Consider the following 12,507-nt stretch of genomic DNA (forward strand, 5'->3'; position numbering starts at 1 on the left):
CAAATGGCATTACTTTTATTTAGCCCAATCGTTTTATTTATAGATTTTTTGGCTTTTATAATTACGTGTAGAAATAATTAAAATCAAAACAACCAACTGATATTATTAAAATAAATTTGGCGTATAACCGCTGGCCGGATGCCTCTCACTTATGTAATAAGTAAGAAAGATAAACAGCGTAGTTCAGTTTTAAAAAATACCCGCGTAATCCCCCTACTAAAATTAAGGGGGTCAATGATATTCAATCACAATGGCTTAGGCATCCGTAAGCAACGTTACCTATGAATATCAGATATTTCGCCTCACCTTATCTTAAATACCTAAGCGTAGCAATTTCCCTTAAAAAATATTCCGCCATACTTTCATTGAGGTAAAAGCAAAGGGTCTTTACAGCAGATCATTTTGCATAATCGCGCAGTAGTCCCGACAAAAGCAGGGATTTTATGTATAATTGCGGCCTTTTTCGGCAATCTGCCATTTTTGGGCGCATTTGCCCCTGCTGACTTTTGAGGAAATCCACATGTCATTACCACACTGCCCACAATGCAACTCCGAATACACTTACGAAGATAACGGCATGTTCATCTGCCCGGAATGCGCTCACGAATGGAACGATGCTGAACCGGCTCAGGACAGCGACGAACTGATCGTTAAAGATGCCAACGGCAACCTGCTGGCTGACGGCGACAGCGTTACCGTAGTGAAAGACCTGAAGGTAAAAGGTAGCTCTTCCATGTTGAAGATCGGGACCAAAGTGAAGAACATCCGTCTGGTTGAAGGCGACCACAACATCGATTGCAAAATCGATGGCTTTGGCCCAATGAAGCTGAAATCTGAGTTTGTGAAAAAGAACTGATGCAAATTGCCTGATGACGCTACGTCAATCAGGCCGATGCCAGCTCATCTGCCAGGCGGGAAGCTCATACTTCCCGCCTGGCTTATTTTTGCAGACGATAACTACACTTAACTGGTTTCTTTTACCTGAGGTAAAGATTATGCCGTTAAGTCCCTATATCTCCTTCGCAGGCAACTGCGCTGATGCTATCGCCTACTACCAAAAAACATTAGGCGCTGAGCTACTCTACAAAATCAACTTCGGTGAAATGCCCAAACCGGCGCAGAACAGCGAAGAGGGTTGCCCTTCAGGCATGAAATTCCCCGATACCGCCATTGCCCACGCCAACCTGCGCGTTGCGGGCAGCGACATCATGATGAGCGATAGCGCCCCCGACGGAAATGCCCACTACTCTGGCTTTACGCTGGTACTCGACACGCAAAACGTCGACGAAGGCAAACGCTGGTTTGATAACCTGGCAGCAAACGGAAAAATCGAAATGGACTGGCAGGAAACCTTCTGGGCTCATGGTTTCGGTAAAGTGAGCGATCGGTATGGCGTACCGTGGATGATCAACGTCGTCAAACAGCAGCAACCTACAGAGTAATCCAACGGGAGGCCAGCCCTCCCGTACTGTCATCAAAAATCGCTCAACTCTTCATCACCAAGTAACCATCCCTTAACGAAAACGTCACATTGATCCGCCACGATGGGGCCACTTTTTAAGGGAGGCCGCATCATACAAACGATTATTCGCGTCGAAAAACTCTCCAAGTCCTTCAATCAACATCAGGCGCTCAATGCGGTTGATCTGAACATCTGTTCCGGTGAGATGGTGGCTCTGCTTGGGCCATCTGGCTCTGGCAAATCCACCCTTTTACGTCATTTAAGCGGTTTGATCGTCGGTGATAAATCCCCGGGTAGCCACGTCGAACTGCTGGGTCGCACCGTTCAACATGAAGGCCGCCTGGCGCGCGATATCCGCAAAAGCCGCGCCCACACCGGCTACATCTTCCAGCAGTTCAATCTGGTTAACCGCCTGACGGTACTGGAAAACGTCCTGATTGGCGCACTCGGCAGCACGCCGTTTTGGCGCACCTGTTTTAGCTGGTTTAGCCAGGAACAGAAACAGCGTGCATTACAGGCGCTGACCCGCGTTGGCATGGCGCACTTTGCATACCAGCGCGTTTCCACGCTTTCGGGCGGGCAACAGCAGCGCGTGGCGATTGCCCGCGCGCTGATGCAGCAAGCCAAAGTGATCCTTGCCGACGAGCCGATAGCCTCGCTGGACCCGGAATCTGCACGCATCGTGATGGACACCCTACGCGACATTAACCAGACCGACGGCATCACCGTGGTCGTCACGCTGCATCAGGTGGATTACGCCCTGCGCTACTGCGAACGCATTGTCGCGCTTCGTCAGGGCAACGTCTTCTTTGATGGCAGCAGCCAGCATTTTGATAACGATCGTTTTGACCATCTCTACCGCAGCATGAACCGCGTCGAACAGAACGCGCAGGCTGCATAGTTCTAAAAAACCAGGCGTTATTGGCGCAGCCAGGCTGGCAAGTGAAATAGCCTGGAACAAAGACTAATTAAGGAAACAACATGAGCTATAAGACCGTTGCCGCGCTGGCCTTTACCAGCATGTTCAGCATCAGCACCTTGTTCAGCCCGGCGCAGGCCGAAGAGCAAGAAAAAGCGCTGAACTTTGGCATTATTTCGACCGAATCACAGCAAAACCTGAAGCCACAGTGGGAACCATTCCTGAAGGACATGGAAAAATCGTTGGGCGTGAAAGTGAACGCCTTCTTCGCCCCGGACTACGCCGGGATCATTCAGGGAATGCGTTTTAACAAAGTTGATATCGCCTGGTACGGCAACCTCTCGGCAATGGAAGCGGTAGATCGCGCTAATGGACAAGTGTTTGCCCAAACCGTCGCTGCCGACGGCTCCCCGGGATACTGGAGCGTGTTGATCGTTAACAAAGACAGTCCGATCAACAACCTGAACGATCTGATCGCCAAACGTAAGGATCTGACATTCGGCAACGGCGATCCCAACTCAACGTCAGGCTTCCTCGTCCCCGGTTACTACGTCTTCGCCAAAAACAACATCTCCGCCAGCGACTTCAAACGCACCGTTAACGCCGGACACGAAACCAACGCGCTGGCCGTCGCCAACAAACAGGTCGATGTCGCCACCAACAACACCGAAAACCTCGACAAGCTGAAAACCTCCGCGCCGGAAAAATTGAAAGAGCTGAAGGTTATCTGGAAGTCACCGCTGATCCCGGGCGATCCGATCGTCTGGCGCAAAAACCTCTCCGAAACCACCAAGGACAAGGTGTACGACTTCTTTATGAATTACGGCAAAACGCCGGAACAGAAAACCGTCCTGGAACGCCTGGGATGGGCACCGTTCCGTGCCTCCAGCGACCTACAACTGGTACCGATTCGCCAACTGGCGCTGTTTAAAGAGATGCAGGGCGTGAAGGGCAACAAAGGGTTGAACGAGGAAGAGAAAAGCAGCAAAACCTCGGCGCTGAAAGCGCAGCTCGACGACCTTGACCGTTTGACCGCCGCCCTGGGCGCCATGACCAGCGTGACTAAAGCGGTGCAGTAAACCTAATGCCCGGTGGCGTTTCGCTTACCGGGCAGACGATGTTCTGTAGGCCGGATAAGGCGCAAGCGCTGCCATCCGGCGATAACCTACGCACGGAGCTAAACATGCAAACCATCACCGTCGCCCCGCCCAAACGTAGCTGGTTCTCACTGCTGAGCTGGGCCATTCTTCTCGCCGTGCTGGTGGTCTCGTGGAAAGGTGCCGAAATGGCTCCGCTCACGCTGATCCAGGATTCCGGCAATATGGCGACCTTCGCCGCCGACTTCTTTCCGCCAGACTTCAGTCAGTGGCAGGACTATCTCGGTGAAATGGCCGTCACCCTGCAAATTGCCGTCTGGGGTACCGCCCTCGCCGTTGTGCTGTCGATTCCCTTTGGCCTGATGTGCGCCGATAACCTCGTACCGTGGTGGATTTACCAGCCGATGCGTCGCCTGATGGACGCCTGCCGCGCCATCAATGAAATGGTCTTCGCCATGCTGTTCGTGGTCGCCGTGGGTTTAGGTCCGTTCGCCGGGGTAATGGCACTGTTTATCCACACCACCGGGGTGCTCTCCAAGCTGCTTTCGGAAGCGGTAGAAGCCATTGAGCCAGGTCCAGTAGAAGGCATTCGCGCCACTGGGGCCAACAAAATTGAAGAGATTCTGTACGGCGTTCTGCCACAGGTCATGCCGCTGCTTATCTCCTACTCGCTATATCGCTTTGAATCCAACGTCCGCTCGGCCACGGTGGTCGGAATGGTGGGTGCGGGCGGTATTGGCGTGACTTTATGGGAGGCGATTCGCGGCTTTCAGTTCCAGCAAACCTGCGCCCTGATGGTGTTAATCATCGTCACCGTCAGCCTGCTGGATTTCCTTTCCCAGCGTTTGCGTAAGCACTTTATCTGATTAGCGAGGCATTGATTGCTATGCACTTGTCTACACATCCGACCAGTTATCCAACGCGTTATCAGGAAATTGCCGCGAGACTTGAGCAGGAGCTTCGTCATCATTATCGCTGCGGTGACTATCTGCCCGCCGAGCATCAGCTTGCCGCGCGCTACGAGGTAAACCGCCACACCCTGCGCCGCGCTATTGACCAGTTGGTTGAGCGTGGTTGGGTCCAGCGTCGCCAGGGCGTTGGTGTACTGGTGCTGATGCGCCCATTCGATTACCCGCTTAATGCCCAGGCGCGCTTTAGCCAGAACCTGCTGGACCAGGGCAGCCATCCCACCAGCGAAAAACTGCTGGCGGTGCTGCGCCCGGCCTCCAGCCACATTGCCGATGCGCTCAGCATTAACGAGGGCGATAACGTGATTCATCTGCGCACCCTGCGCCGGGTAAACGGTATCGCACTGTGCCAGATCGACCACTATTTTTCCGACCTCAGTCTATGGCCGCTGCTGCAGGGCTTTAACAACGGCTCACTGCACGACTACCTGCGCGAACAGTCCGGTCTGACGCTCCTGCGCACACAAACGCGCATCAGCGCCCGCCGCGCACAGGCTAAAGAGAGCAAAGTGCTGGAAATCCCCAATATGGCGCCGCTGCTGTGCGTGCGCACCCTGAACCACCGTGAAGGCGAAGAACACGCGGCGGAATACTCCGTCAGCCTGACCCGCGCCGACATGATCGAATTCACTATGGAGCACTGAATGCATTTCGATACCGCGACCCGCCAGCGCTGGATGCGCGCGCTGGCTTACAGCAATGCCGATGCCCTGAACGCCCGCATCCACGCGCTCAAACTGACGCCAGACTATGAACTTATCCGCGCACCGGAATGCGGACTGATGCAGCTCCAGGCTCGCATGGGCGGCACCGGCAACCGCTTCTTTGCCGGTGATACCACGCTTACCCGCGCAGTGGTACGCCTGAAGAGCGGCACGCTGGGCTACAGCTACCTGCTGGGCCGCAACAAACAACACGCCGAGCAGTGCGCGGTCATTGACGCGCTGCTGCAGGAACAAACGCATTTCCAGAGCCTAATGGAAACCTTAATTGCCCCGCTGGAAGCGGAACGCGATGCGCTGATTAGCGCACGCCGTGCCGAAGTCAACGCCAGCCGGGTCGACTTCTTCACGCTGGTACGCGGAGATAACGCATGACCTTACAAACCGCTTTTAATTTACCCGTTCAGGATGCTCAGCAGAGCTTTCGTCGCCTGCTGAAGGCCATGAGTGAGCCGGGCGTGATCGTCGCCCTGCATCAACTGAAACACGGCTGGCAGCCACTGGGCCTGGCAACCACCAGCGTGCTACTGACCCTGGTCGATGGCGACACGCCGGTCTGGCTTGCGCCGTCGATGGATAACGATATCGCCCGGCAGAATCTGCGTTTTCACACCAACGCGCCGCTGGTGGATCAGCCGCAGTTGGCGGCCTTTGCCGTCGCCGACGAACGCATCAGTAGCGAACAGCTTAACGCCCTCTCCGCCGGTTCCGCCGTCGCGCCAGAAACCAGCGCCACGCTGATTGTGCAGGTCTCTGGCTTAAGCGGTGGACGCATGCTGCGTCTGACCGGCGCCGGTATCGCTGAAGAGCGCATGATCGCGCCACAGCTACCGGAATGCCTGATTCACGAACTCACCGAACGCCCGCATCCGTTCCCGCTGGGGGTCGACCTGATCCTCACCTGCGGCGAACGCTTGCTGGCTATTCCGCGAACTACCCATGTGGAGGTGTGCTGATGTACGTCGCCGTCAAAGGGGGCGAAAAGGCGATAGCCAACGCCCACGCCCTGCAGGAAAACCGACGCCGGGGCAATGAGACCATTGCTGAACTGAGCGTGGCGCAAATCGAACAACAGATGAACCTGGCCGTCGACCGGGTGATGACCGAAGGCGGCATCGCCGACCGCGAACTGGCCGCGCTGGCGCTGAAGCAGGCCAGCGGCGATAACGTCGAAGCCATCTTTTTGCTCCGCGCCTACCGCACTACGCTGGCAAAGGTGGCGGTCAGCGAGCCGGTTAACAGTGCAGAAATGCGCCTTGAGCGCCGAATCTCTGCGGTCTACAAGGATATTCCCGGCGGGCAGTTGTTAGGTCCCACTTATGACTACACCCATCGCCTGCTGGATTTTACCCTGCTGGCCAATGGCGAAACGCCACCCCTGCGCAGCGCAGACGACGCGCAGGACGCCTCTCCGCACGTCTTTTCCCTGCTGGCCAACCAGGGACTGGCAAAGCGTGAAGAGGATAATGGCGCTCAGCCGGATGATATTACCCGTACGCCACCGGTTTACCCCTGTTCACGAGCCTCACGTCTGCAACAGCTGATGCGCGGCGATGAGGGATATCTGCTGGCGCTGGCCTACTCCACCCAACGCGGCTACGGGCGTAATCACCCGTTTGCCGCCGAAATCCGCAGCGGCTATGTGGCACTGGAAACCGTACCGGAAGAGCTGGGATTTGCGGTGAACGTCGGTGAATTGCTGATGACCGAATGTGAAATGGTCAACGGTTTTGTCGCGCCAGAAAACGAATCCCCCCGTTTTACCCGCGGCTACGGGCTGGTGTTCGGCATGAGCGAACGTAAAGCGATGGCGATGGCGCTGGTGGACCGCGCCCTACAGGCAGCCGAATACGATGAATCGGTCACGGGACCGGCGCAGGACGAAGAGTTCGTGCTGGCGCATGCGGATAACGTCGAGGCGGCGGGTTTTGTTTCGCACCTCAAACTTCCCCATTACGTCGATTTCCAGGCCGAGCTGGAACTGCTCAAACGCCTGCAACAGGAGGCCACCCGTGACCACTAACCTCTCCGGCTACAACTTTGCGTATCTTGATGAGCAGACCAAACGCATGATTCGCCGCGCGATTCTGAAAGCGGTGGCGATCCCCGGTTACCAGGTGCCGTTTGGCGGACGTGAAATGCCGATGCCCTACGGTTGGGGAACCGGCGGTATTCAGCTCACCGCCAGCGTGATTGGCGAGCCGGACGTGCTGAAGGTAATTGACCAGGGCGCAGATGACACCACTAACGCCGTGTCGATTCGCAACTTCTTTAAACGCGTGACCGGGGTGAACACCACCGAGCGCACGGAAGACGCGACGCTGATCCAGACCCGCCACCGCATCCCGGAAACACCGCTGGTGGAAGACCAGATCATTATCTTCCAGGTCCCGATCCCCGAGCCGTTGCGCTTTATCGAGCCGCGCGAAACGGAAACCCGCACCATGCACGCGCTGGAAGAGTACGGCATCATGCAGGTGAAACTGTATGAAGATATCGCCCGCTTCGGCCATATCGCCACCACTTACGCCTATCCGGTGAAGGTTAACGACCGCTACGTCATGGACCCGTCGCCAATTCCAAAATTCGACAATCCGAAGATGGACATGATGCCGGCCCTGCAACTGTTTGGCGCAGGCCGCGAAAAACGCATCTATGCCGTTCCACCTTACACCCGCGTGGAAAGCCTCGATTTCGACGATCACCCGTTTACCGTGCAGAGCTGGGATGAGCCTTGCGCCATCTGTGGCTCAACCCACAGCTATCTCGATGAAGTGGTGCTCGATGACACCGGCAAACGCATGTTTGGCTGCTCCGACACCGACTACTGCCGCCAACAGAGTGAGGCCCTCAGCAAATGACGCAACCGCTGCTTTCAGTCAACAACCTGACCCATCTATACGCGCCGGGCAAGGGCTTCAGCGATGTCTCTTTTGACCTGTGGCCTGGCGAAGTGCTGGGTATCGTCGGCGAGTCCGGTTCCGGCAAAACCACGCTGCTGAAATCGATCTCTTCACGGCTGACGCCGCAGAGCGGTGAGATTTTGTATCAGAACCGTTCGCTGTACGGCATGAACGAGGCCGACCGTCGCCGTCTGCTGCGCACCGAATGGGGCGTGGTGCATCAGCATCCGCTGGATGGCCTGCGCCGTCAGGTCTCCGCTGGCGGCAATATCGGCGAACGCCTGATGGCCACCGGGGCGCGCCACTACGGCGATATTCGTGCCACCGCGCAGCGTTGGCTGGAGGAAGTGGAGATCCCGGCCTCGCGTATCGACGACCTGCCAACCACCTTTTCCGGCGGCATGCAGCAGCGACTGCAGATCGCCCGCAACCTCGTCACCCATCCCAAACTGGTGTTTATGGACGAGCCCACCGGCGGTCTGGACGTTTCCGTACAGGCCAAACTGCTGGACCTGCTGCGCGGTCTTGTGGTGGAACTGGATCTGGCAGTGGTTATTGTCACCCACGATCTGGGCGTAGCGCGCCTGCTGGCCGACCGTTTGCTGGTGATGAAGCAGGGTCAGGTGGTGGAAAGTGGGTTAACCGACCGCGTACTCGACGACCCGCATCATCCGTATACCCAGTTGCTGGTGTCATCTGTTTTGCAAAACTGATTTTGTCTTGCCGGGTGGCGCTTCGCGACCCGGCCTACGGATCGGCATCGGTTGTAGGCCTGATAAGCGAAGCGCCATCAGGCAATCGAACGCAAAAATGCTTAAAGAGGCTAAAAATGAACGCGATCCGCGTTGAAAACGTCAGTAAAACCTTTGTACTGCATCAGCAAAACGGCGTGCGTCTGCCAGTGCTGCAAGACGCCACGCTGGAAGTTAAAAACGGCGAATGCGTGGTGCTGCACGGTCACTCTGGCAGCGGCAAATCCACGTTGCTGCGTTCGCTGTACGCCAACTACCTGCCGGATGAAGGACACATCCACATCCGCCACAGCGGCGAATGGGTCGATCTGGTGCAGGCTCCGGCGCGTAAAGTGCTGGAAGTTCGCCGTTCAACCATCGGCTGGGTCAGCCAGTTCCTGCGCGTGATCCCAAGGATTTCTGCGCTGGATGTGGTGATGCAGCCGCTGCTGGATCTCGGCGTGTCGCGCGAGGAGTGCGCAGCCAAAGCGGCTAACCTGCTTACCCGCCTGAACGTGCCGGAGCGGCTGTGGCATCTGGCGCCGTCGACGTTTTCCGGGGGCGAACAGCAGCGCGTCAATATCGCCCGAGGGTTTATCGTCGATTACCCGATTCTACTCCTCGATGAGCCCACCGCCTCGCTGGACGCCAAAAACAGCGCCGCCGTCGTCGCATTGATTGAAGAAGCGAAAGCCCGCGGCGCGGCAATTGTCGGCATTTTTCACGATCAAACCGTGCGCGACCGCGTCGCGGATCGCCTGCACCTGATGGGAACAACAGCATGATTATCAATAATGTAAAGCTGGTGCTGGAAGATGAAGTGGTGCAAGGATCGCTGGAAATTGAGGGCGGAACGATCCGCGCCTTTGCCGAAAGTCAGAGCCAACTGGCCCAAGCGATGGACGGAGAAGGCGGCTGGCTGCTGCCAGGGCTTATCGAGCTGCATACCGACAATCTCGACAAGTTTTTCACCCCGCGCCCGAAGGTAGACTGGCCCGCCCACTCGGCGATGAGCAGCCACGACGCGCTGATGGTCGCCAGCGGCATTACCACCGTGCTGGACGCGGTGGCGATTGGCGATGTGCGCGACGGTGGCGACCGTCTGGAAAATCTGGAGAAGATGATCAACGCGGTGGAAGAGACGCAAAAGCGCGGGGTCAATCGCGCCGAGCACCGCCTGCATTTGCGCTGCGAGCTGCCGCATCACACCACCCTACCGCTGTTTGAAAAACTGGTCAGTCGTGAGCCGGTGACGCTGGTATCGCTGATGGACCACTCCCCCGGCCAGCGTCAGTTCGCCAATCGCGAGAAGTACCGCGAGTACTATCAGGGCAAGTATTCACTTACCGACGAGCAAATGGCCCGCTACGAAGAAGAACAGTTAGCTCTGGCTGCACGTTGGTCGCAACCCAACCGCACGGCGATTGCTCAGATGTGTCGTGAGCGCCAGATAGCGCTGGCGAGCCATGACGATGCCACCTGCGATCATGTGCTGGAATCGCATCAACTTGGCAGCGTGATCGCCGAATTTCCTACTACCTTTGCCGCCGCAGAGGCCTCGCGCCAGCATGGTATGAACGTACTGATGGGCGCGCCCAACATCGTGCGCGGCGGTTCTCACTCCGGCAACGTGGCGGCGCATAAGCTGGCTGAGCTGGGGCTGCTGGATATTCTCTCCTCCGACTACTACCCCGCCAGCCTGCTCGATGCGGCATTCCGCGTGGCGGACGATGACGCCAACTGCTTTACGCTGCCGCAGGCCATTCGTCTGGTGACCCGCAATCCGGCGCGGGCATTAAATCTCGACGATCGTGGCGTTGTAGCCGAAGGTAAACGCGCGGATCTGGTGCTGGCGCATCGCAAAGGCGATCACATCCATATAGACCACGTCTGGCGTCAGGGCAAAAGGGTATTCTGACTATGGGGAAACTGATCTGGCTGATGGGGCCGTCCGGCTCCGGTAAGGACAGTCTACTGGCAGAACTTCGCCAGCAGGAACCTGCGCAACTGCTGGTGGCGCACCGTTACATCACCCGCGCCGCCAACGCAGGGAATGAAAACCATATTGCCCTCAGCGAACCAGAGTTTTTTACCCGCGCCGGGCAGAACCTGCTGGCGCTGAGCTGGCACGCCAACGGCTTCTATTACGGCGTCGGCGTAGAGATTGACCTCTGGCTGCACGCCGGTTTTGATGTGGTGGTCAACGGCTCGCGCGCGCATCTGCCCCAGGCGCAGGCCCGTTACGGCGCTTCTTTACTTCCCATTTGCTTACAGGTTTCCCCGGCCATTTTACGCCAGCGCCTGCAGGCACGTGGGCGGGAGAGCGAAACGGAAATCGCTGCCCGCCTTGAACGCGCGGCACGCTACACGCCGTATGACTGCCACGTCCTGAACAATGATGGAAGTTTGCTACAGTCTGTCGATACACTGCTCACCCTGATGGGACGCAAGGAGAAGAAACATGTCTGTCTGTGAATTACGCCGCGCCACGCTATACGATACCGATGCGGTTTACGCGCTTATCTGTGAGTTGAAACAGGGCCAATTCGACCTGCAGGCCTTTAGCGCCGGCTACGCCGCAAATCTGCAAGATCCCAATATGCGCTACCAACTGGCGCTGCTCGACGGACAGGTCGTCGGCTTGCTCGGTCTGCACCTGCAGTTTCATCTGCACCACGCCAACTGGATTGGCGAGATCCAGGAACTGGTGGTGATGCCACAGGCACGAGGACTAAAAGTGGGTAGTCAGTTACTGACCTGGGCCGAAGCCACCGCGCGCGAAGCGGGCGCAGAAATAACCGAGCTTTCGACAAGTACCCAACGCCTTGACGCGCACCGCTTTTACCAGCGCGAAGGCTATACCATGAGCCATTTTCGCTTCACCAAACCGTTGTAGGGGGAGCCATGAGTCTGACCATTACGCTGACGGGAACCGGCGGCGCGCAACTGGTGCCGGCATTTGGCTGTGACTGTGCGGCCTGCCAACGAGCACGCTTACAGGCGCAATACCGTCGACGCCCTTGTAGCGGGGTGGTCAAATTTAACAATGCGGTGACGCTGCTGGACGCGGGGATCCCGCATCTGATGGACGACTGGCCAGCAGGCAGCTTCCAGCAGTTTCTGCTCACCCACTACCATATGGATCACGTGCAGGGGCTGTTTCCGCTGCGCTGGGGCGTGGGGGCGACTATCCCGGTGTACGGTCCGCCGGATGAACAGGGATGCGACGATCTGTTTAAGCACCCTGGCGTCCTCGATTTTAGCCATACCGTCGCGCCATTCGTGGTGTTTAACCTGCAAGGGTTGCAGGTGACGCCACTCCCGCTCAACCATTCAAAGCTGACGTTTGGCTATCTGCTGGAGACCGCGCACAGCCGCGTGGCGTGGCTCTCCGATACCGCCGGACTTCCCGACAAGACGCTGAAGTTTCTCCACAATAACCAGCCTCAGGTGATTATCATCGACTGCAGCCACGCCCCGCGCGCCGAGCCGCCGCGCAATCACAGCGATGTAAATACCGTTATCGCCTTGAACGCGGTTATCCGCTGCCCACGGGTGATCCTGACGCATATCAGTCATCAGTTTGATTTGTGGATGATGGAGAATCCGCTACCGACAGGGCTCGAAGCCGGGTATGACGGAATGGAGATTGTGCTGAGGTAGGTTTACATCGCACTAAAACACTTGTTAACAGGTCTCTGCTCC

16 protein-coding genes are annotated in these 12,507 nt (G+C 57.1%); all 16 read left to right on the forward strand.

Annotated elements, in window-relative coordinates:
* Positions 1-520: 520 nt before the first annotated feature.
* The 16 genes from GPJ68_RS22840 (at position 521) to phnP (ending at position 12,465) form a co-directional block, all read left to right on the forward strand.
* Positions 521-856, forward strand: a complete 336-nt coding sequence (locus GPJ68_RS22840; protein WP_003031835.1) for a zinc ribbon domain-containing protein YjdM — start codon at positions 521-523, stop codon at positions 854-856.
* A 139-nt stretch (positions 857-995) separates the two neighbouring features.
* Positions 996-1,442 (forward strand): VOC family metalloprotein YjdN, encoded by a 447-nt coding sequence (yjdN, locus tag GPJ68_RS22845; protein WP_016155401.1) that lies wholly within the window; start codon positions 996-998, stop codon positions 1,440-1,442.
* Between the two features lie 132 nt (positions 1,443-1,574).
* Entirely contained in the window at positions 1,575-2,363 is a 789-nt protein-coding gene (phnC, locus tag GPJ68_RS22850; protein WP_016155400.1) for a phosphonate ABC transporter ATP-binding protein, read from the forward strand.
* A gap of 80 nt (positions 2,364-2,443) precedes the next feature.
* Complete coding sequence (gene phnD / locus GPJ68_RS22855) at positions 2,444-3,460, forward strand: phosphonate ABC transporter substrate-binding protein (RefSeq protein ID WP_016155478.1); 1,017 nt, start codon at positions 2,444-2,446, stop codon at positions 3,458-3,460.
* Positions 3,461-3,564: 104 nt separating this feature from the next.
* Complete coding sequence (gene phnE / locus GPJ68_RS22860; protein ID WP_016155398.1) at positions 3,565-4,344, forward strand: phosphonate ABC transporter, permease protein PhnE; 780 nt, start codon at positions 3,565-3,567, stop codon at positions 4,342-4,344.
* A gap of 20 nt (positions 4,345-4,364) precedes the next feature.
* Positions 4,365-5,090 (forward strand): phosphonate metabolism transcriptional regulator PhnF, encoded by a 726-nt coding sequence (gene phnF, locus GPJ68_RS22865; RefSeq protein WP_047499588.1) that lies wholly within the window; start codon positions 4,365-4,367, stop codon positions 5,088-5,090.
* Positions 5,091-5,543: a phosphonate C-P lyase system protein PhnG gene (gene phnG, locus GPJ68_RS22870; RefSeq protein WP_047499589.1), complete on the forward strand. Its 453-nt coding sequence runs from the start codon at positions 5,091-5,093 to the stop codon at positions 5,541-5,543. It begins immediately after the preceding gene.
* Positions 5,540-6,124 (forward strand): phosphonate C-P lyase system protein PhnH, encoded by a 585-nt coding sequence (gene phnH, locus GPJ68_RS22875; protein ID WP_003031824.1) that lies wholly within the window; start codon positions 5,540-5,542, stop codon positions 6,122-6,124. Before phnG ends, phnH begins: the two co-directional genes overlap by 4 nt.
* Positions 6,124-7,191: a carbon-phosphorus lyase complex subunit PhnI gene (locus GPJ68_RS22880; RefSeq protein ID WP_104652211.1), complete on the forward strand. Its 1,068-nt coding sequence runs from the start codon at positions 6,124-6,126 to the stop codon at positions 7,189-7,191. The genes phnH and GPJ68_RS22880 overlap by 1 nt, the downstream gene beginning before the upstream one ends.
* Before the next feature lie 46 nt (positions 7,192-7,237).
* Positions 7,238-8,029, forward strand: coding sequence for an alpha-D-ribose 1-methylphosphonate 5-phosphate C-P-lyase PhnJ (gene phnJ / locus GPJ68_RS22885; protein WP_230330250.1), 792 nt, complete (start codon positions 7,238-7,240; stop codon positions 8,027-8,029).
* Positions 8,026-8,784 carry a phosphonate C-P lyase system protein PhnK gene (gene phnK / locus GPJ68_RS22890; protein ID WP_003844769.1) on the forward strand — a complete coding sequence of 253 codons (759 nt, stop codon included), beginning with the start codon at positions 8,026-8,028 and terminating at the stop codon, positions 8,782-8,784. Before phnJ ends, phnK begins: the two co-directional genes overlap by 4 nt.
* Before the next feature lie 116 nt (positions 8,785-8,900).
* Positions 8,901-9,587: a phosphonate C-P lyase system protein PhnL gene (phnL, locus tag GPJ68_RS22895; protein ID WP_047499592.1), complete on the forward strand. Its 687-nt coding sequence runs from the start codon at positions 8,901-8,903 to the stop codon at positions 9,585-9,587.
* A complete protein-coding gene (gene phnM / locus GPJ68_RS22900; RefSeq protein WP_104652213.1) occupies positions 9,584-10,720 on the forward strand; it encodes an alpha-D-ribose 1-methylphosphonate 5-triphosphate diphosphatase in 1,137 nt (378 codons plus the stop codon). The genes phnL and phnM overlap by 4 nt, the downstream gene beginning before the upstream one ends.
* A 2-nt stretch (positions 10,721-10,722) precedes the next feature.
* On the forward strand, positions 10,723-11,277 hold the full coding sequence (gene phnN / locus GPJ68_RS22905; RefSeq protein WP_016155392.1) for a ribose 1,5-bisphosphokinase: 555 nt from the start codon (positions 10,723-10,725) through the stop codon (positions 11,275-11,277).
* Positions 11,264-11,698: an aminoalkylphosphonate N-acetyltransferase gene (gene phnO / locus GPJ68_RS22910; RefSeq protein ID WP_075848886.1), complete on the forward strand. Its 435-nt coding sequence runs from the start codon at positions 11,264-11,266 to the stop codon at positions 11,696-11,698. The genes phnN and phnO overlap by 14 nt, the downstream gene beginning before the upstream one ends.
* An 8-nt stretch (positions 11,699-11,706) precedes the next feature.
* Positions 11,707-12,465: a phosphonate metabolism protein PhnP gene (gene phnP / locus GPJ68_RS22915; RefSeq protein ID WP_075848884.1), complete on the forward strand. Its 759-nt coding sequence runs from the start codon at positions 11,707-11,709 to the stop codon at positions 12,463-12,465.
* Positions 12,466-12,507: the final 42 nt, after the last annotated feature.

The organism is Citrobacter sp. 172116965, assembly GCF_013458095.1.
In the GTDB taxonomy this organism is placed as follows: Bacteria; Pseudomonadota; Gammaproteobacteria; order Enterobacterales; family Enterobacteriaceae; genus Citrobacter; species Citrobacter braakii.